The organism is Sphingopyxis flava (assembly GCF_900168005.1).
GTDB lineage: Bacteria > Pseudomonadota > Alphaproteobacteria > Sphingomonadales > Sphingomonadaceae > Sphingopyxis > Sphingopyxis flava.
Genome location: NZ_FUYP01000008.1, coordinates 66,713 through 85,209, shown reverse-complemented (window position 1 = coordinate 85,209; position 18,497 = coordinate 66,713). Strand labels below are relative to the sequence as shown.

The following is an 18,497-nucleotide window of genomic DNA, read 5'->3' as shown; positions in this document are numbered from 1 at the left end:
TCCCTAGCTGTGCGAGAAAATATCGACCTCGGGCCAGCCCGCAAGGTCGAGCGCGGCGCGCGTCGGCAGGAAATCGAAGCAGGCTTGCGCCAGATGCGTGCGGCCTTCGCGCGCGAGCCGCGCATCAAGCACCTCCTTCATCGCGTGGAGGAAGCGCACATCGCTCGCGGCATAATCGCGCTGCGCCTCGCTCAGGACCGCAGCGCCCCAGTCGCTCGACTGCTGCTGCTTCGACACTTCCTGGCCGAGCAGTTCGCGGACGAGTTCCTTGAGCCCGTGGCGGTCGGTGTAGGTGCGCACCAGCTTCGAGGCGATCTTCGTGCAGTAGACGGGTGCAGTGACGACCCCGAGCGCATGCTGGAGCGCAGCAATGTCGAATCGCGCGAAATGAAAAAGCTTCAGCCGCTCTGGGTCGGTCAGGATGGCTTTGAGCACCGGCGCGTCATAAGCGCTGCCAGGACCGAAGCGGACGAGATGCTCGTCGCCCGTTCCGTCACTGATCTGGACGAGACACAGCCGGTCGCGCAGCGGGTTCAAACCCATTGTTTCGGTGTCGATCGCGACCGGGCCCGGCCCCAATACGCCTTCGGGCAGGTCCTCTTCGTGAAAATATACGCTCATCGCCTCGCCTTAGAGCCTGTTGCCCCGCCGCTCAATGACTGGTTTTCCCCAACAGCGAGGAACGGCGTCGCGCCACGTTCAAGCGTGGCAAAGACGCCACAGTATCCTTGAATTTTCTGTTCGCAGAAGCCGCCCTTATAGGTTATATATTGCGCCCTTGGTGGCACGGGGCGAGTCTGTGCCTGTGGTGAACTGCGTCCCCGTCCGGCGCAAGGAGCCGGTTCAATAGGGCGTGGACGAACCGAAAGCGACTACTAAGCAATGAGTTTCAACAAGGATCGCCGTGGCCATCGGGGACGCGGTAAGCGCGATGATTTCGGAAATTTCGACAGCTTCGAACCGTCGCCTTACGGCGGCGATAGCTTCGGCGGCCCGCGCGGCGGTTATGGCGACCGCAGCGGCGGCTATAGCGACCGCGGGGGCTTCGGCGGTGATCGTGGCGGCTTCGGCGGCGGCGATCGCGGCGGCTTCGGCGGTGGACGCGGCGGCGGCATGCCGGCGCAGGTTGTCGGCGAGGGCCAGGGCACGGTCAAATTCTTCAATCCCTCGAAGGGCTTCGGCTTCGTCGCCCGCGACGATGGCGGCGAAGATGTGTTCGTGCATATCAGCGCAGTCGAGCAGGCCGGTCTGCAGGGCCTTGCCTCGGGGCAGCCGCTTGCCTTCACGCTCGTCGAACGCAACGGCAAGGTGTCGGCGATCGACCTCAAGATCGAAGGCGAACCGCTACCGGTCGAGGACTTCTCGCCGCGTCAGCGCGAGGATCGCCCCGGCGGTGCGCGCGGCCGGCGTCAGCTGACCGGCGAGCGCACTTCGGGCACAGTCAAATTCTTCAACACGACGAAGGGCTTCGGCTTCATTGCGCGCGACGATGGGCAGGCGGACGCCTTTGTCCACATCAGCGCGGTGCAGCGCGCCGGCATGGCGGGCCTCGAAGAGGGCGACCGCGTTGCCTTTGACATCGAGGTCGACGACCGCGGCAAATTCGCGGCGGTGAACCTTCAGCCCGCGAGCGATTGAGCCCGCGGCGCCAGCGACAAGACGAAGGGCGGTCCTGCGGGGCCGCCCTTTTTCGTTGGGACAGCGGCTCGGCCGGGCACCCGGCCGCGCGGTCAGCTCGAGAGGCGGCGGGCGGTATCCTGAACCAGCGCGATCATGTTGGGCACGCCCTGGGTGCGGTTCGACGAAAGCTGGCGTGTAAGCTCAAAGGGGGCGAGCGCGGCGGCGATGTCCATGCCGGCGACTTCGGACGCGGGCTTGTCCTGCACCGCGGCGAGGACCAGCGCGACAATGCCCTTGGTGATCGCGGCATTGCTGTCGGCGAGAAAGTGGAGCCGGCCATCGTCGCGCGGCACCGGATAGACCCAGACGCTCGCCGAGCAGCCCCGCACCAGCGTCGCGTCGGTCTTGAGCGCATCGGGCATCGGTTCGAGCTCGCGCCCCAGTTCGATCAGGAGGCGATAGCGATCGTCGCCGTCGAGGAAATCATATTCGTCGAAAATGTCGGAGAGGCTGCGCATAGGCGCGGCAGTGGCAGATTTGACGTCCGGTGGGAAGATAGCCCCGGCATTTCGCGATGCGGGCTGGACGAAGGCGCGGCAGGCGGTGGACAGAGCGGCTGGCTGCCGGCGCCTCGCCTTCGCCTGGTACGGACGATCCTGCGAGCTCCTAAAGATCTACGCCAGCAGCGATGGCCTCAAGCTTGCGCAGCCGTTCCTTAAGGTCGGCGATCTCGATGCGCGATCCGGCATGCTGTGTGCTCGCCTCCTGCGCCGGGGCGCGGCCCGCGGCGAGTTCCTCGCGCTTGAGCTGGATCCAGTCGCGCCAGCCGCGCAGCGCGACAAGGCTGATGATGGTGAGCGCGCTCAGCGCAATCGCGGCAGTGATGAGATTTATGCTGATGTCGGACGTTATGGCGGCCATGGGTCGGCTCCTTCTTCGTCGCGTTACGGGAGAGACCGGTCGCGCAGTTTCTCGATCTCTTCGTCGAGGGTGGCGGCCCGGTTGTGATCGGTGGCGATGCGTTCGAGAACCTGGATGCGCTCCTTGAGCGCGCGGATCTCGGCCTGCAGCGCCTTGGTCTCGGCAGTGTCCTGGCCGACGAAATACTCGCCGCCGCGATGGTCGCGCCGCACGCCGTACTTCGCGCGGACGATGCTGCCGATCGTCACGATGAGGACGATGCCGATGACCATTTCAAAGGGGTTCATGGGGAAGATCCTTTCGCCTGATTCTTGTTGTTTTTCAGTTGAGCGGCGCGTCGCGCAGCCTTTCGATTTCGTCGGCGACGTCGATGCCCTTGTCGGTCACGATGCGTTCGAGGACGCGGACGCGTTCCTCAAGCCGCTGGGTCTGGGCCGCATATTGGGCCGCCCTTTCCGCGGCTTCATGGGTGATCGCCGTCAGTTGCCGTTCCTTGAATTTCAGGTGTCTCTTGTACATGTCGGCGGCGATGCCGAAGATCACCGGGATGCCGACGACGATGAAGAAGAAGCCGAGGACAAAGGTGCCGTTCATCGTCTATCTCCTCAGTTCGCCGGGCGCCGCAGCGCCTCGATTTCGCTCGCCACGCGGTGGCTTTCATCGGTCACGATGCGCTCGATCACCGCCAGCCGGTCCTTGACCGAGCCTAGCTCGGCGCGAAGCTGGGCATTTTCCTGGCTGAGCAGTTTGACGCGCTCGACCGTCTCGTCGCTGGTCTTGGGGTAAACCGCCTGCCCCCAGGCCCCGTCGAGCGGATAACCGTTCTTGATGCGAAGCCAGGTGGTGAAGACCCAGCCGCCGATCGCCACTACCGTGATGATTGTCACGATCGGGGCAATGGCGCCGATGACCGTCAATGCGTTCATATCCCATCCTCTCTCATAGCTCTCAACGCAGCCGTTCGATCTGGTCGGCGAGCTGGGCCGCGCCGCCGTTCGCTTCTGTCGCGATGCGCTCGAGCACCGAAATCCGGTCTTCGAGCCGCGTGATCTGGTCGGCTAGCTTGGCATTATCGCTTTCAAGAAGCGTGATTTTTCGATCAGTGTCGGGGGCGGTTCGATGAACCGTGCCGCCCCATTCATTCTCGACCGGATAGCCGTGCTTCGCGCGCATCCAAGTCGTCGCCATCCATCCGATCATCGACATGGCGACGATTGCGAGGATGAAGGCAGGGGCACCGATGCTCATGTCTCTTCTCCCTGACCCGCGCTTGCGCTCAGCGCAGCGCGTCGATCTCGTCGGCGAGGCGACGGTTGTGGCTGGTGTAATAAAGCTCGATGTCGGCGAGCCGGCGGTCGATGTCGCGGAAGCGCGAGCGGATGTCGCGTGTCGACGCGCTGGGGTTCGAGCGCACGCCCTGCCAGAATTTTGCTTCTTCATTCGAGCCATAGAGAGCGAAGGGTTTGGGCGTTCCCATCCAGGCGACCATCCAGTAGGCGATGAGCGTCCAGGGGAAGCCACCCATCAGCGTCAGGAGGACCGCGCCGACGCGAACCCAGAGGACATCGACGCCGCTATAGTCCGCGATCCCTGCGCACACGCCGCTCCATTTGGCGTTCTGCTTGTCGAGATAGAATTTCGTGCGGCTGGCAGACATCTCAGTTCCTCCTGTTTGTATTTTCGAGCTGCGCCAGGTCCTCATCGCTGCGCACCGCGGGGCGGAAGTCGGGATGGTCGGCGCTGATGATGCGTTCCACGGTATGGAGGCGGTTCTCGAGCCTCCGGGCCGTGTCGTAGAGTTCGTCGAGCAGTTGCTCGTCCTCGCCGGTCAGCGTCTTGGCCTGTTTCCACTTGGTGATGTAGTGGAGGATCAGCCAAGGCAGACCGAGGAAGAGCGTACCGATGACGATCGGGACGATGATGATGTCTTCCATCGGTCGGGCTCCTTATTTCTTGCCCTGCGCAGCCTTGAGCGCGGCGAGTTCGTCGGCGACCTTGTCAGCTGCCTGCAGCTCGGCGATTTCGTCATCGAGCGACTTCTTGTAGCCCAGGCCCAGCGCTTCCGCACGGCCCTCGGCTTCGTCGACGCGGCGTTCGAGCATTTCAAAGCGCGAGAAGGCATCTTCGACACGGTCGCCGTTGGTCATTTCGCGCAGCTTGTAGCGGTTCTCCGCGCTTTCGAGGCGGTTCACAACGCTCGCCTGGCGCGCCCGCGCCTCCGAAAGCTTCTTCTGCAACTTGGCGATGTCGGCCTCATATCCCTTCAGCGAATCGTCGAGGACGGCAATCTCGGCCTTCAGCCGCTCGGCCATGTCGCCGGCCTTCTGCTTTTCGATCAGCGCCGCGGTCGCGAGGTCTTCGCGGTCCTTCGACAGCGCGAGCTCCGCCTTTTCCTTCCAGCTATCCTGCAGGCCTTCGAGCTTGGCGATATGACGGCGCATCTCCTTCTGGTCCGCGATCGTGCGCGCGGCCGAGGCGCGAACTTCGACCAGCGTCTCGTTCATCTCGAAGATGATCTGGCGGATCATCTTTTCGGGATCCTCCGCGCGGTCGAGCAGGTCGGTGACGTTGGCGGCAATGATATCGCGGGTCCGTGAGAAAATACCCATTTTACTAACTCCTGTCGAAACTCTTGAGACCTTGAAAAATGCTGGTGCCGGGGCGGGGCAAGGGGGAGAGTGCCCCGGCACCAGAGCCGGTCAGGCCAAAGGACTGACCGCCGGGGACGCTGCAGCGGTCACCGCCAGGACGCCGACGGGGTGTCCGGCGCTGAAGGCGATTTGCGGCTGGTCGATCACGCCCACGAGGATGGCCAATGCTCCGACCGCGCTGAGCGCGAAAGTAGCGGCTTGGGCAAACGTCGTTTTCATGGGTCAACCTTCCTGTTCTCGCTGCTCCGACACACCGTCGTGCCGGTTCGGCAATCGATATGCAGGGGGTGTGCCAATTGGCCAGAAGGCCGGAAAAACTCCGAATATTCTCTCCGGTGCCGGTCCGCGCACGATTTGCCTTGCCAACGAGCGGGAAATTTTGCCAATCATTGGGAATGGAGCGCGAGACGCAGTTCATCGGCCAATCGGCGGCCTTTCAAGATGCGGTCGAACGCGCGAGCCAGGCTGCCGCGCTCGACCGTCCAGTGCTCGTCATCGGCGAGCGCGGCACCGGCAAGGAATTGATCGCCGAGCGCCTCCACCGCCTGTCGGCGCGCTGGGACAAACCCTATCTGATCATGAATTGCGCAGCGATGCCCGAGACGCTGATCGAATCGGAGCTGTTCGGGCACGAGGCTGGCGCTTTCACCGGGGCGGCGCGCAGTCGCGCCGGGCGCTTCGAAGAGGCGGACGGCGGAACATTGTTCCTCGACGAGCTTGCGACAATGTCGATGGCGGCGCAGGAGCGGCTGCTCCGCGCGGTCGAATATGGCGAGGTAACCCGCGTTGGCTCATCGCGCCCGATCCGCGTCGACGTGCGCATTGTCGCGGCGACCAATGAGCATCTTCCGGCGCTTGTCGAGGAGAACCGCTTTCGCGCAGACCTGCTCGACCGCTTGTCGTTCGAGGTCATCACCCTGCCCCCCTTGCGCGCCCGCGAGGGCGACATTGAGGTGCTTGCAACCTATTTCGGGCAGCGCATGGCGGCGGTGCTCGGGTGGGAGGAATGGCCCGGCTTCGGCCCGCGCGCACTCGCGCAGATGGAGGGTCACGACTGGCCGGGCAATGTTCGCGAGCTTCGGAACGTAATCGAACGTGCTATCTATCGCTGGCCCGATCCTGCAAGGCCCGTCGACGCGCTGAGCTTCGACCCGTTCGCAAGCCCCTGGCAGCCCGCCCACCGCCCAAGGCAAAAGGAGGGCGCGGCGCCCGCATCTGCACCCGCCCCCTCCCCCGCGGCTCCCGCCGCGCCGCCCTTCGGGCCCGTCAGCGACCTTCGCGCAGCGGTCGACAGCTATGAGCGGCAGATCCTCGCCGATACGATGGCGCGCTGCCGCTACAATCAGAAGGTCGCAGCGGAGGCACTGGGGCTCAGTTACGACCAGATCCGCCACGCCCTGAAGAAGCATGGGCTCAATCAATAGCACGGCGCCGCGCCCCTGGCGGCCCGGCAATATCCGAAGCGCAAGCGATCAACGGCCCCGCGCGGCCGCATTTGTTGCAGGGCGCGATGCGCCTATTGCTCGGGCAGCTGGGCCTCAAGCGCCTCTATCACCGCGTTCTGCGCCGACGCCATGTCGGCGAGCCGCTCGCGCAGCGCATAGATGTCGGGCAAGCCGTCAATCGCCCCCTCGACGCTGCGGTCGATATAGAGACGGTCGATCTCGGCAAGCGCACCGGTGAGCGGAGCGCGCGCTGCAATGAGGCGCGAGATCGCCTGCTGCGCGACCACCCACGCTTCGCTCGAAACCCCCGAACCCGCGGCCGCGGAGACCAGGGGTGCAGTGACGCCGCGCTCCGCGGCGAAAGCCCGCTGCGCCTCGACGGCATCCGATTCCCAACGAGCGAGCCGTCCTGCAAGATCAGTGGGCAGCGGCCCCGGAGGCGCCACGACGACCGCGGGCGGCGCGACATCGAATCGCCCCTCGACCGGCCGCTTGGCGAGCGAGGGCGCCTGGCCTTCCTGCGCGGTGGCGCAGGCCGACAGCGACAGCGAGGCCGCGATCGCCGCGGGAAGCATATGGGGGATGCGCGTCATTGCCGCTCCTGATATGGGCCGCGGGCGCGGGCGGCAAGCCGAATCGGGGGAAGGACGCGCAGGACTGAAAGCGGGATGGCCGAAAGCCCGAAAAACGCGGAAATATGCGGTTGACAGCATCGGGCTTGGCCGCTAGTGGCGCTGACTTTCCCGCATGCCGGAAAAATCGCCTGCTTCGGCGGGCAACTGGCAGCGCGGGTGCTTTAGTTTCTGATTGGATGGAAGACCATGTTCGCAATCGTGCGCACGGGCGGCAAGCAGTATCGCGTCGCCGCTGGAGACAAGATCGCCGTCGAGAAGATCGAAGGTGAAGCCGGTGACACCGTGTCGCTGGGCGACGTCCTGCTGGCCGGCGACGGCGGCGAAGTGAAGGACGCCAAGGGCCTGACCGTCTCGGCTGAGATCATCGCCCAGACGCGCGGCGAAAAGGTCATCGTCTTCAAGAAGCGCCGTCGGCACAATTACCGCCGTCGCAACGGTCACCGCCAGTCGCTGACGCTGCTGCGCATCCTCGCCGTGGGCGACGCCAAGAAGGCGGCTCCGAAGAAGGAAGCGGCGCCCAAGAAGGAAGAGGCTGCCCCGGCGGCCGAAGCCAAGGCTGCGCCTGCGAAGGAAGCCGCTCCGAAGCAGGTGGCTGCTCCCAAGAAGGACGCCGCGACCGAGAAGGCCGCGCCGGCCAAGAAACCCGCTGCCAAGAAGGCGGCCCCCAAGAAGGACGCCTGAGCGCGATCCCGCGGCTCGGCCCAAGAGATTAAGGAGCATCAGTCATGGCACATAAGAAAGCAGGCGGTTCCTCGCGCAACGGTCGCGACTCAGCCGGCCGTCGCCTTGGCGTGAAGAAGTTCGGCGGTCAGGAAGTGATCGGCGGCAACATTATCGTGCGTCAGCGCGGCACCAAGGTCTATCCGGGCGTCAACGTCGGGATGGGCAAGGACCACACGCTGTTTGCCACTGCCGACGGCCGCGTCCGATTCCACGAGGGCAAGCTTGGCCGCAAATATGTGTCGGTCGACTGCATGGCAGACGCCGCCGAATAAGGGACGACTTTCACCGAGGTCGTCCGCCAGGGACGACCCGGAGCCGCCCTTTCCGCCCAAGCGGAAACCAGGTTCGAAAAGAGGGAGACGGGTCGCCCCCGGACTCCCTTTTTTCTTGCCCGCTATCCGCCGCTTGGCGCAGGGCGCAAAAAAGGATCCGATCATCTCCCTCGCATATCGGCTGTCGTCAAAGCGTCACCATCTGACGCCAGAGCGACCCCCAATGGGAGTGACGAACATGTTTGCACGCACCGACAGGCTCTTGCTGCGGCCCGGTTGGCACGAGGATGCCCCTGCGCTTGCGCGCGCGATCGGCGAAGAGGCGATTGCGAGGAACCTCGCTCGGGCGCCCTGGCCCTATCATGAAGAGGATGCCCGCGCGTTTCTGGCGGGCTGGACCGAAGGCCACCCGAGCCGCTTCCTGATGCTCCAGCGCACCGCAAGTGCGCCGCGCCTGATCGGCGGTGTCGGGATGGACCGGACCGAAAGCGGCGAGTTCGAGCTCGGCTACTGGGTGGCGCGTCCCTATTGGGGGCTTGGCTATGCGACCGAAGCGGGGCGGCACATGGTCGACCTCGCGCATACGCTCGGCATAAGCCGGCTCATGGCCTCCCATTTCGCCGACAATCCAGCCTCGGGCGCCGTGCTACGCAAGCTCGGCTTCCGGCAGACCGGGCGGCGGCCGCTGCGCGCTAGCCTTGCCCGCGGCGAGGCCGCTCCGACAATCGAATATGCCCGGGACATCGCGGCACCGGGCACCGATGGCGACGGCGACGAAGGGGCCGTCGCCATGCCGCGCGCCGCGCGGTGGCCCGATAGGCTTCGCAGCGATTGGCGACTGGAGGCGGCCTAACCCCTCTTCCCATCCGGCGGAAGTAGCGGGCGCCTCGCACCCTAGCCGCGCATCTTTCCCGCCATGCCCAAGATGTCGTCGAGCGGATTGCCGTCGCCGTTCATGTCGATGAGCTTGCCGAGGCCTCCAAGGCTACCCGCGAGTCCGCCTGCCGCGGGCGCGCTGCTGCCCCCTCCCACAAGTCCTCCGAGGACATTGCCGAGCATGCCGCCCAGTCCGCCGCCGGGAGATTGGCCGCCCTGCTTTGCCATATAGCCTGCGACCATCATCGCGAGCATCGGGAGCATCTTCTTGAGAAGCCCGGCGTCGAGGCCGGTCTTCGCCGCTGCATCACCCGCGACGGTGCGACTGATGTCCTTGGACCCGAAGATCTGGCCTAGCACCTCATTGCCCTGCCCGACCGGAGTCGGCTGCGACCCGAGCACCGAATCGAGCAGTCCCCCGCCGCCGAGCTGGCCGATCAGACCGCCGAGCCCTTCAAGGCCCCCACCCTGTATCTGCTTCTTGAACCCGCCGAGAATTGCGGGGAGCAGCGCGTCGGCGCCCTGCTGCGCGACGCCGGGCGAGACGCCCAGCTCCTTCGCCATCGATTCAAGGCCGCCGGCCTGCTGCAAAATGTCGGTGAGGTTCATGAATATTCTCCGTCTGGGGCGCGGATCGAACAGCGCCGACAAGGGTTGGTATAGCAGTGCACGGGCGGGCGGGGAGCCGTTCATTCTCCTTTTGTCTGCCGGTGCCGATCTGCACGCAAGCGACCCGCTGCGGTCGCATGAGGAGAGGGAGTCCCCATCATGAGCATTTTCGGCAAGATCAAGGACGCGATTTTCGGCAAGAAGGCTGCCGCCGCCGAGGGGGCGGCTGCTCCAGCCGCAACGGCCGCCCCCGCGGCCCCGCAGCCGGTTCCCGCCGCGCCGACGCCGATAAGCGAGGTCGACGTCGAAGCAATCCTGACCGCACAGAACGCCTATGCGACCCAGACGCTCAACTGGCGCACGTCGATCGTCGACCTGATGAAGCTGCTCGAGATCGACCCCAGTCTTCAGAATCGCAAAGAATTGGCGCAGGAGCTCGGTTATACCGGTGAGCTCAACGGCAGCGCCGAGATGAATATCTGGCTGCACAAGGCTGTAATGCGCGAACTCGCGGCGAACGGCGGCAAGGTGCCGGCCGAACTGACAGATTGACAAAGGGCAGGCTTCCCCGTGCGGGGGCATGGGGAAGCGCCAGCGGTCTCGCGCGGAATTGAAGGGGCAAAGCCCATAGTCGCTTCACCGCCGTCCGGCGTTCGCTCACCACGGTCCCCCGGGAGGATGGTTGGCAGGCCCATTGACCGGCGCGGCGCCCGCCTTAGACAGGTTTCAGAAGAAACAAAGTCGCAGGGAGCCGCCAGTGCAATATCCGCTTTTTACGCCCGTAAGCCGCCGCCAGACGCTCGCTGCGCTCGGCGCCGGGGCCGCGACGCTTACCGTCGCGCGCCCCGCCGCTGCGCTGCAGCAGGCACCGAAGAGCGAGGCGGAGCAGCTTCTCGATTCGGTCGCGGACAATCTCCTTGCCCACGCGCCCGAGGGCGCGACCGCGCTTGGCATCGACACCGGCGATCGCGCGCACATGCGCGGGCAATTGTCCGACCGCTCCCCCGCCGGCGTCGCCGCGCTCGCTACGACCCTCAAGGCCGACCTCGCGCGCGTGCGCGCCCTGGACACGAGCGGCCTCGATCATGCGACGCGCACCAGCCTCGCGGTGGTCGACAGCGCCTACAGCGTCGCACTCGATGGCTTTGCGCTGCCCTATGGCGACGTCGCGGTCGGGGGCTGGCGCAACACGCCCTATGTCGTGATCCAGAATGTCGGCGCCTATCTCGATATCCCCCGCTTTCTCGGCAGCGATCATCCGCTCAGAAACGCCGCCGACGCCGAGGCCTATCTTGCGCGGCTCCACGCCTATCCCGCCGCGCTCGACGGCGAGACCGAGCGACTGAAGGCGGCCGGGGCGCAGGGCCTGATCGCGCCCGCCTTCCTTATCGACGCGGCGCTCAAGCAGATGGACGCGAGCCTTGCCGATGCGCGCGCTGGCGGCGAACTGGTCGACAGCCTTGCGCAGCGGACCGCGGCGTTGAAGATTGGGGGAGACTGGGGTTTGCGCGCCGAGCGGATCGTCAAGAGCGCGGTCGTGCCCGCACTTGAGCGGCAAATCGCCGAGATGCGCGCGCAGCGGCCCAAGGCGACGATGGATGCGGGCCTCTGGGCGCGGCCCGGCGGCGAGGAATGGTATGCGTGGGGGCTGCGCGCCTCGACCACCACCCGCATGACCCCCGACGAGGTGCACCAGATGGGCCTCGACCAGCTTGCCGAGCTTCACGGGCGGATGGACCCGATCCTCAAGAAGCTCGGCTATAGCGACGGCCCGGTCGGCGCACGGATGAACGCGCTGGCGCAGGACCCGCGCTACAAGTTCCCCGAAGGGGACAAGGGACGCGAGGAGATCAAGGCCTATATCCAGACCTGGCTCGGCAAGATTCGCGCCGAGCTGCCGCGCGCCTTCCGGACGCTGGTGAAGGGCAATGTCGAGGTGAAGCGCCTGCCGATCGGCGAGGAGCCCGGCGCGCCTGCCGCCTATGGCGGCGCGGGATCGATCGACGGGAGCATTCCCGGCAAATTCTGGATCAACCTGCGCACGACCGACCTTCACAGCAAATATTCACTCCCGGATCTTGCGATGCACGAGGCCATTCCGGGGCATGTCTGGCAGGGCGAATATGCGAACCAGATGCCGCTGATCCGCTCGATGCTCGCGTTCAACGCCTATTCCGAAGGCTGGGCGCTCTACGCTGAGCAGCTCGCCGACGAGCTTGGGCTTTATGATGATTTCGAGGTGGGCCGGCTCGGCTATCTCCAGTCGCTGGCGTTCCGGGCGTGCCGCCTCGTCGTCGACACGGGTCTCCACGCAAAACGCTGGACGCGAGAGGAAGGCGTCCGCTTCTTTGTCGAGCGCAACGGATCGAACCCGCTCGAAGTCGCAAGCGAAGTGGACCGCTATTGCAGCTGGGCGGGCCAGGCGTGCGGATACAAGGTCGGGCATAGCGAAATCGTCCGCCAGCGCGCGCGCGCGCAGGCAGCACTCGGCGCGAAATACGATCTGCGCGATTTCAACAATGTGGTCGTCGAGGGCGGCAACGTCCCGCTCGACGTGCTGGCGAAAAATGTCGATGAATATATCGCGAGCGGGAGGAGCTGATCATCGCGTCAGTGCGAGCGCGCCGCCGCCATGCCCGCGATTAAAGCGGGGCAGCGGCGCCAGATCGGGTTCGACGAACCCGCGCCGCGCTTCAACCGAGAAGAGACGATCTGGACTGTAGAAGCGCAGCGGCCAGTCGCGCCGCCCGACGTCCGAGAGCAGCAGCGCGTTGACGCGCGCGACCAGTCCGGTTTCGGGAGTCTCGGACAGGAACTGACGCACGCCGGCGACAAAGGCGCGCGTGATGCTGTCGTGATAGCCATTCTGGTCGTCGTTTATGCCGCCGACACTTTCGTTGAAACGGCGGATAAGCCCCGCGATTTCTTTATCGAAGTCGATGTCGGGGCGTTCGGTCAGGAGCCACAGGCACGCGGCCAGATGCGCCTCATGCGTCCAAGCCTCGCGCGGCAACGTGCAGGCGAGCAGCCCCTCACCGAGCATGCGGATGTCAAGGTCGCGCTCGAAAAGGCGCGGTGAAAATCGGGTCGTCATCGTCCGGCTCCTTCCGGGTGATGGGCCACCCGGAAGCACCGGGCGCGATCAGGCTGCGACGGCTGCGCGAGGGGCGGCCTGGCGGACGCCCTCATCGACATGGTCCGCAAATTGCGCGAAATTATCGATGAATTGCTGCACCAGCGCCTCGGCCGTGCGGTCATGGGCCGCCTTGTCGGCCCAGGCCTCGCGCGGATCGAGCAGCGCGGAATCGACACCCGGTACCGCGACGGGCACGAGGAAGCCGAAATTCGGGTCCTTGCGGAACTCGGCATCGTTCAGGCTGCCGTCGAGCGCAGCGTTGAGCAGCGCACGCGTCGCCTTGATCGGCATGCGCGCAATGCCATCCATCGTCGCCATGCCGCCAGTCCAGCCCGTATTGACAAGCCAGCACTGGACGCCGCCCTTTGCAATCCGCTCCTTCAGCAGATTTCCGTAGACCGAAGGATGGCGCGGCATGAAGGGGGCGCCGAAGCAGGTCGAGAAGGTCGCCTCGGGCTCGGTCACGCCGATCTCGGTGCCGGCAACGCGCGCCGTATAGCCTGAGAGGAAGTGATACATCGCCTGGTCGGGAGTGAGCTTCGCGATCGGCGGCAGCACGCCATAGGCATCGGCGGTGAGCATGATGATATTCTGCGGCACCGGTCCCATATTTTCCGGCGACGCATTCGGGATGAAGTCGATGGGGTAGGAGCCGCGGCTGTTCTCGGCCAGGCTCGCGTCGTCGAAATCGAGTTCGCGCGTTTCGGGGTCGATCACGACATTCTCAAGCACGGTGCCGAAACGCTTGGTGGTCGCGAAAATTTCAGGTTCTGCCTCGGGCGAGAGGCGGATCATCTTGGCATAGCAGCCGCCTTCAAAATTGAAGACGGCCGTGTCCGACCAGCCATGCTCGTCGTCACCGATCAGCGTGCGCGAAGCGTCGGCCGACAACGTCGTCTTGCCGGTCCCGCTCAGGCCGAAGAAAACCGCCGTATCGCCCTTCGGACCAATGTTCGCCGAGCAGTGCATCGGCATCACACCTTTCACGGGCAGCAGATAGTTGAGGATGCCGAAGACCGACTTCTTCATCTCGCCGGCGTAGGCCGTTCCGCCAATCAGCACGAGCTTCTCGGTGAAATTGACCGCGACGACGGTTTCCGTCCGCGTGCCATGCTTCGCAGGGTCAGCACGAAAGCTTGGCAGGTCGATAATCGTATATTCCGCTGCAAACGCCGCGAGCTCGGCTGCGGTCGGGCGGCAAAGCAGGGTGCGGATGAACTGGCTGTGCCAGGCAAGCTCGGTAATGACCTGCACGCCCACGCGATGCTCGGGCTGCGAGCCGCCGAACAGCTGTTGACGATAAAGGCGCGGACGGTCCGCGAGATAGGCGAGGAAATCGGCCTTGAGAGCGGCAAAATGATCCGGAGTCATCGCAACGTTGGTCTTGCCCCACCAGATGGTGTCGCGCGTCTCTTCGTCCTGGACGATGAACTTGTCCTTGGCGCTGCGACCCGTGTGCTTGCCCGTCGCAACAACGAGCGGGCCGTCCTTGGCGAGGAGCCCTTCGCCATGACGCACTGCTTCCTCGACAAGCTGCGCCGTGCCCCAGTTTTCGGCCACGTCCGCACGCGTCTCGACGGCTTCGCTACCGATCACCACCTTGGTCATGTCCTGGCCTTTCCCTACTTCGCCGGACCCTTGCATACCTATGCAACGCCCGCCGCGCAAAAGGGCAGGCCCGCATCGTGATGGGTGCCGACGGTGACGCCGATTCCGAAAATTCCCGGTCGCGTTAGCGGCGATGGCCCATGAGGTCAAAGATTAAAGCGGGACCCGTGCCCGAGGCACGACGAGTGCGCCGCAAGGGAACCGGTGACGCGCGGGCGCAGTTGTCGGTGGGTGCGGGATCGGCTAATCGAGCATGCGGGTCCCGCCCCAATGGAAAGAGCATGACGGCAACCATCGCGCTGGTCGACGACGACCGCAACATTCTCCAGTCCCTGTCGATCGCGTTGCAGGCCGAAGGCTTTGTGACGCGCGTCTATTCGGACGGCGAGGCGGCGCTGAAGCCCCTGATCGACAACCCGCCCGACCTTGCGGTTTTCGACATTAAGATGCCGCGTATGGACGGTCTTGAACTTTTGCGCCGCCTGCGCGAGAAGAGTCAGCTTCCCGTTATCTTCCTCACCAGCAAGGATGACGAAATAGACGAGGCACTGGGGCTTGCCATGGGGGCAGACGACTATATCGCCAAGCCCTTTTCCCAGCGCCTGGTGATCGCGCGCATTCGCGCGATCCTTCGCCGCGTCGAGCTTAACCGGAGCGCGCCGAGCGAGGAGGACGAGGCAGTCGCCGAACCCATCACGCGCGGGCGGCTGACGATGGACCCGGCGCGGCACAAGGTGGCTTGGGACGGCAAGGATGTAACACTCACCGTCACGGAATTCCTGATCCTCGAAACGCTTGCCAGCCGCCCCGGAATCGTACGCAGTCGCAACCAGCTGATGGACGCGGCCTATCAGGACGATGTCTATATCGACGATCGCACGATCGACAGCCATATCAAGCGTCTGCGCCGCAAATTCCGCGAGGTCGACCCCGATTTCGATGCCATCGCGACCCTCTATGGCGCGGGATACCGCTTTGCTGACGAGGGCTGACAATCGCGCAGCCGCGGCCGAGGACCTGCAGCTCGTCTGGTCGGCGCGCTGGTCGCTGACGACGCGCATCCTGGTGGTCAACATTCTCGCGGTTGCTTTGCTCGCCGGCGGTTTCTTCTATCTCGACACCTATCGCAGCCGCCTCGTCGACACGCGGATCGCCGTGATGGAGGATCAGCTTGCGTTGCTCGATAGCGCGCTCGAAGCCGCGCGGCCCGACCAGCGCGAGAGACTGATCGGTGAATTCACGCGCGCGACGGAATCGCGGCTGCGCTTCTATGCGCCCGATGGGCGCAAGCTTTACGACAGTTTCGCGCATGGCCCGCCGACCTACACGCTGCGCGATCCCGACCTGCAGCCATGGAAGCGCGATGCGGCGCGCGCGATGGACCGCGGCATAGACTGGATCGTCGGTGCCCCCGCATATCCGGAGTTCGAAGAGCCCGCGACCGACCGCGCCGCCGCTTGGCCCGAAGTAAAGGAGACGCAGCAAAGCGGTGAGGGCACCAGCCGATTCCGTTACGCCCCCGAGCGCACCCCGCTGCTCAGCGCAACGCGCGTCGTCGATCTTGAGGCCCCCGAAGTGATGCTGATGACGGTCAATGCCCGCGACATCACGCGGACTGTGCGCGCCGAGCGCTTTCGCCTCGCGGTCGTGCTCGCGATGGTTCTGATCGCCTCGGTCCTTCTCTCGCTTTTCCTTGCGCGCACGATCGTGCGCCCATTGCGCCGCCTCGCGCGCGCCGCGGTGCGGGTCCGCCTCGGCCGCGCGCGTGAAGTGGTGGTTCCTCGCCTGCCGAGCCGCCGCGACGAAATCGGCACGCTTGCCCGAGCGCTCAGCGACATGACGCAAGCGCTTCGCGAGCGCATCGACGCCGGTGAGCATTTCGCCGCCGACGTGACACATGAGCTCAAGAACCCGATCGCCTCGGTGCGTTCGGCGATCGAAGGACTTGGCCGCGTCAAGACCGACGAACAGCGCGCGCAGCTTCTCGCGATCGCGGACGAGGATGTGCGCCGGCTTGACCGGTTGGTCAGCGATATCAGCGACGCGAGCCGGATCGACGCGCAATTGTCGCGCACCCTTTTCGAGCCGATCGACGTCGGACTCATGATCGAATCGATGCTGGCCGCGCGCGCCGCCCGCGCCGAGCAGGGAGAGAAGCCGCAGCCGCGCATCGCGTTCGCCCGCCCGCGCAAGGGCACGGCAACGGTGATGGGCGATGGCCATCGGCTCGAACGCGCGATCGACAATATTATCGACAATGCGATCAGCTTCTCGCCTCCGGACGGGCTCGTCTGCGTACGGGCGACGCGGCTGGGGCAAGAGGTGCATATCGGCGTCGATGATGACGGCCCAGGCATCGAGCCCGCGCAGCGCGAGGCAATTTTCCGCCGTTTCCATAGCGAACGCCCCAATGGCGAAGCTTTCGGCCGTCACAGCGGGCTTGGCCTCGCAATCGCACGCACCATCGTCGAGGGACATGGCGGAACGATCGCCGCGGGCGACCGCGATGACGGCAAGCCCGGGGCGAGCCTGCTCATCACCCTTCCCGCGGCGGAAGAAGGCGGGGCGGCCTAGCCATCCGCCTTGCGGCGCGGTGCGCGCGCCGGTAAGCCTCGATGCATGCTTTCGAGCCGGACCGCCCCTCTTATCTCCAATATCCACGCGAGCTGCGTTGCGGCTGGCAGCCGGGGAATTCTGCTGCTCGGCCCCTCGGGACGCGGCAAGTCCGATCTCGCGCTGCGGCTGATCGATCGGGGAGCGCGGCTGGTCGCCGACGACCGCTGCGACGTCTGGTTCGACCGCGGCCGGCTCTGGTGCCGCCCGCCTGCCGAATTGGCCGGCAAGATGGAAGTGCGCGGCCTTGGCATCGTCGAGCAACCCTGGACAGCGCCGGTGCCGCTGGCGCTCGCGGTGCGGCTCGCCGAACGCTATGAACGCATGCCCCCGACTAACCAGATCGAGACTGTGGCGGGGAATCCTCTTCCCGCGGTGACGCTCTCGGCATTTGAGGCTTCGGCACCGGCAAAGGTGCTGCTCGCGCTCGACCGGCTCGAGGCGGCATGACCGTTACCCTCCCTGCCGCCGAGCCGCGCCTCCTCCTCGTCACTGGCCTGTCGGGCGCAGGCAAATCGACTGTGCTCAGGGTGCTCGAGGATCTGGGGTGGGAGGTTGTCGACAATCTGCCGCTCTCGCTGCTCGAGCCGTTGATCGAAGCTCCCGTCAAACCGAGCGAGGCGGCAAGACCGATCGCGGTCGGTATCGACAGCCGAAGCCGCGGCTTCAAGCCCGCGCGACTTGTCAAACGGATCAAGGAATTGCGGGAGGCGGGCGGCCGCGACATCCAGACGCTGTTCCTCGACTGCGCCGGCGCCGAACTCGAACGCCGCTTCTCCGAGACGCGGCGGCGCCATCCGCTCGCCGAAGACCGTCCCGCAGCCGACGGCATCGCGCGCGAGCGCGAGATGATGGAATCCCTCCGCCGCTGGGCCGAGCATGTCGTCGACACGACCAATTACAGCAGCAACGATCTCCAGCAGGAGATTCGCCAGCGCTTCGCCGATACAGGCGACGACGAGCCGTCGCTGACCGTGATGAGCTTCGGCTTCGCCCGCGGACTTCCGCGCAATGCCGACCTGGTGTTCGATATGCGCTATCTGCGCAATCCGCACTGGGACCCGAAGCTGCGGCCCGGCACCGGCCTCGATGCCGACGTCTCCGCCTATGTCGCAGCCGACCCCGCCTATGAGACGACGGTTCAGCAGATCGAGACCTTGTTGCTCACCTTGCTGCCGCGCTACCGCGCCGAAGGGAAAAGCTATGTCACGATTGCTTTCGGCTGCACCGGCGGGCGGCACCGGTCCGTGCATGTCGCAGAGCGCGTCGCCGGGACGCTACGCGCTGCTGGCCACGCCCCCAATCTCCTCCATCGCAACCTTGACTCGGCCCCGCAAGATGGGCTTGAGGGCAAGCCCCCGCCCGCATCCGGCGGTAAAGCATAAGGG

General features: G+C 65.4%; 26 protein-coding genes. 11 read left to right on the top strand and 15 right to left on the bottom strand.

The genetic code is table 11. From position 1 onward, the window contains the following. Positions 1–3: 3 nt before the first annotated feature. Entirely contained in the window at positions 4–621 is a 618-nt protein-coding gene (locus B5X69_RS08350; RefSeq protein WP_079638251.1) for a ribonuclease D, read from the bottom strand. A 261-nt stretch (positions 622–882) separates the two neighbouring features. Between B5X69_RS08350 and B5X69_RS22225 the strand changes: the two genes are divergently transcribed. Beyond that, on the top strand, positions 883–1,638 hold the full coding sequence (locus B5X69_RS22225; RefSeq protein ID WP_079638250.1) for a cold-shock protein: 756 nt from the start codon (positions 883–885) through the stop codon (positions 1,636–1,638). Between the two features lie 92 nt (positions 1,639–1,730). Here the strand turns inward: B5X69_RS22225 and B5X69_RS08340 are convergent, their stop codons facing one another. The 10 genes from B5X69_RS08340 to B5X69_RS21400 all read right to left on the bottom strand — a co-directional run bounded on the left by B5X69_RS08340 (position 1,731) and on the right by B5X69_RS21400 (position 5,411). Then, positions 1,731–2,138, bottom strand: a complete 408-nt coding sequence (locus B5X69_RS08340) for a SufE family protein (RefSeq protein WP_079638249.1) — start codon at positions 2,136–2,138, stop codon at positions 1,731–1,733. A 148-nt stretch (positions 2,139–2,286) separates the two neighbouring features. Beyond that, the gene (locus B5X69_RS08335; protein WP_079638248.1) at positions 2,287–2,541 is read right to left on the bottom strand and encodes a hypothetical protein; all 255 of its coding nucleotides are present in this window, start codon (positions 2,539–2,541) and stop codon (positions 2,287–2,289) included. Between the two features lie 23 nt (positions 2,542–2,564). Then, positions 2,565–2,828: a hypothetical protein gene (locus B5X69_RS08330; protein WP_079638247.1), complete on the bottom strand. Its 264-nt coding sequence runs from the start codon at positions 2,826–2,828 to the stop codon at positions 2,565–2,567. 34 nt (positions 2,829–2,862) lie between these two features. Beyond that, the gene (locus tag B5X69_RS08325) at positions 2,863–3,135 is read right to left on the bottom strand and encodes a hypothetical protein (protein ID WP_079638246.1); all 273 of its coding nucleotides are present in this window, start codon (positions 3,133–3,135) and stop codon (positions 2,863–2,865) included. Positions 3,136–3,146: 11 nt separating this feature from the next. Then, the gene (locus tag B5X69_RS08320) at positions 3,147–3,467 is read right to left on the bottom strand and encodes a hypothetical protein (RefSeq protein WP_079638245.1); all 321 of its coding nucleotides are present in this window, start codon (positions 3,465–3,467) and stop codon (positions 3,147–3,149) included. Positions 3,468–3,489: 22 nt separating this feature from the next. After that, complete coding sequence (locus B5X69_RS08315) at positions 3,490–3,789, bottom strand: hypothetical protein (RefSeq protein ID WP_079638244.1); 300 nt, start codon at positions 3,787–3,789, stop codon at positions 3,490–3,492. 28 nt (positions 3,790–3,817) lie between these two features. Further along, positions 3,818–4,198: an envelope stress response membrane protein PspC gene (gene pspC / locus B5X69_RS08310; RefSeq protein ID WP_053555163.1), complete on the bottom strand. Its 381-nt coding sequence runs from the start codon at positions 4,196–4,198 to the stop codon at positions 3,818–3,820. Position 4,199: 1 nt separating this feature from the next. Further along, a complete protein-coding gene (gene pspB, locus B5X69_RS08305) occupies positions 4,200–4,475 on the bottom strand; it encodes an envelope stress response membrane protein PspB (RefSeq protein WP_079638243.1) in 276 nt (91 codons plus the stop codon). Positions 4,476–4,487: 12 nt separating this feature from the next. After that, the gene (gene pspA, locus B5X69_RS08300; protein WP_079638242.1) at positions 4,488–5,150 is read right to left on the bottom strand and encodes a phage shock protein PspA; all 663 of its coding nucleotides are present in this window, start codon (positions 5,148–5,150) and stop codon (positions 4,488–4,490) included. A gap of 90 nt (positions 5,151–5,240) precedes the next feature. Then, a complete protein-coding gene (locus B5X69_RS21400) occupies positions 5,241–5,411 on the bottom strand; it encodes a hypothetical protein (protein ID WP_158501157.1) in 171 nt (56 codons plus the stop codon). Positions 5,412–5,587: 176 nt separating this feature from the next. On the opposite strand from B5X69_RS21400, the gene pspF reads away from it, so the two are divergent. Then, a complete protein-coding gene (gene pspF, locus B5X69_RS08295) occupies positions 5,588–6,616 on the top strand; it encodes a phage shock protein operon transcriptional activator (protein ID WP_079638241.1) in 1,029 nt (342 codons plus the stop codon). A gap of 92 nt (positions 6,617–6,708) precedes the next feature. Here the strand turns inward: pspF and B5X69_RS08290 are convergent, their stop codons facing one another. Continuing rightward, positions 6,709–7,230 (bottom strand): hypothetical protein, encoded by a 522-nt coding sequence (locus tag B5X69_RS08290; protein ID WP_079638240.1) that lies wholly within the window; start codon positions 7,228–7,230, stop codon positions 6,709–6,711. 228 nt (positions 7,231–7,458) lie between these two features. Here B5X69_RS08290 and rplU point away from each other — a divergent pair, with 228 nt between their 5' ends. The 3 genes from rplU to B5X69_RS08275 all read left to right on the top strand — a co-directional run bounded on the left by rplU (position 7,459) and on the right by B5X69_RS08275 (position 9,120). After that, the gene (gene rplU / locus B5X69_RS08285; protein WP_079638239.1) at positions 7,459–7,953 is read left to right on the top strand and encodes a 50S ribosomal protein L21; all 495 of its coding nucleotides are present in this window, start codon (positions 7,459–7,461) and stop codon (positions 7,951–7,953) included. A 44-nt stretch (positions 7,954–7,997) separates the two neighbouring features. After that, positions 7,998–8,267: a 50S ribosomal protein L27 gene (gene rpmA, locus B5X69_RS08280; protein ID WP_079638238.1), complete on the top strand. Its 270-nt coding sequence runs from the start codon at positions 7,998–8,000 to the stop codon at positions 8,265–8,267. Positions 8,268–8,505: 238 nt separating this feature from the next. Then, the gene (locus B5X69_RS08275) at positions 8,506–9,120 is read left to right on the top strand and encodes a GNAT family N-acetyltransferase (RefSeq protein WP_079638325.1); all 615 of its coding nucleotides are present in this window, start codon (positions 8,506–8,508) and stop codon (positions 9,118–9,120) included. A gap of 41 nt (positions 9,121–9,161) precedes the next feature. Here the strand turns inward: B5X69_RS08275 and B5X69_RS08270 are convergent, their stop codons facing one another. Beyond that, complete coding sequence (locus tag B5X69_RS08270) at positions 9,162–9,752, bottom strand: DUF937 domain-containing protein (protein ID WP_079638237.1); 591 nt, start codon at positions 9,750–9,752, stop codon at positions 9,162–9,164. 159 nt (positions 9,753–9,911) lie between these two features. On the opposite strand from B5X69_RS08270, the gene B5X69_RS08265 reads away from it, so the two are divergent. After that, positions 9,912–10,304 carry a DUF3597 domain-containing protein gene (locus B5X69_RS08265; RefSeq protein ID WP_079638236.1) on the top strand — a complete coding sequence of 131 codons (393 nt, stop codon included), beginning with the start codon at positions 9,912–9,914 and terminating at the stop codon, positions 10,302–10,304. 205 nt (positions 10,305–10,509) lie between these two features. Further along, positions 10,510–12,354, top strand: coding sequence for a DUF885 domain-containing protein (locus tag B5X69_RS08260; RefSeq protein ID WP_079638235.1), 1,845 nt, complete (start codon positions 10,510–10,512; stop codon positions 12,352–12,354). Here the strand turns inward: B5X69_RS08260 and B5X69_RS08255 are convergent, their stop codons facing one another. Both B5X69_RS08255 and B5X69_RS08250 read right to left on the bottom strand, forming a co-directional pair. Further along, a complete protein-coding gene (locus tag B5X69_RS08255) occupies positions 12,355–12,846 on the bottom strand; it encodes a hypothetical protein (RefSeq protein ID WP_079638234.1) in 492 nt (163 codons plus the stop codon). A 48-nt stretch (positions 12,847–12,894) separates the two neighbouring features. Next, positions 12,895–14,496: a phosphoenolpyruvate carboxykinase gene (locus B5X69_RS08250; protein ID WP_079638233.1), complete on the bottom strand. Its 1,602-nt coding sequence runs from the start codon at positions 14,494–14,496 to the stop codon at positions 12,895–12,897. Between the two features lie 281 nt (positions 14,497–14,777). Here B5X69_RS08250 and B5X69_RS08245 point away from each other — a divergent pair, with 281 nt between their 5' ends. From B5X69_RS08245 to rapZ, 4 genes are read left to right on the top strand one after another with little or no spacing between them, the layout of a single operon-like run. Then, positions 14,778–15,488: a response regulator transcription factor gene (locus B5X69_RS08245; RefSeq protein ID WP_079638232.1), complete on the top strand. Its 711-nt coding sequence runs from the start codon at positions 14,778–14,780 to the stop codon at positions 15,486–15,488. Then, entirely contained in the window at positions 15,454–17,070 is a 1,617-nt protein-coding gene (locus B5X69_RS08240; RefSeq protein ID WP_079638231.1) for a sensor histidine kinase, read from the top strand. Before B5X69_RS08245 ends, B5X69_RS08240 begins: the two co-directional genes overlap by 35 nt. 45 nt (positions 17,071–17,115) lie before the next feature. Beyond that, the gene (locus tag B5X69_RS08235; protein ID WP_079638230.1) at positions 17,116–17,559 is read left to right on the top strand and encodes an HPr kinase/phosphorylase; all 444 of its coding nucleotides are present in this window, start codon (positions 17,116–17,118) and stop codon (positions 17,557–17,559) included. After that, complete coding sequence (rapZ, locus tag B5X69_RS08230; protein WP_079638229.1) at positions 17,556–18,494, top strand: RNase adapter RapZ; 939 nt, start codon at positions 17,556–17,558, stop codon at positions 18,492–18,494. The genes B5X69_RS08235 and rapZ overlap by 4 nt, the downstream gene beginning before the upstream one ends. The last annotated feature ends 3 nt before the right edge of the window (positions 18,495–18,497 follow it).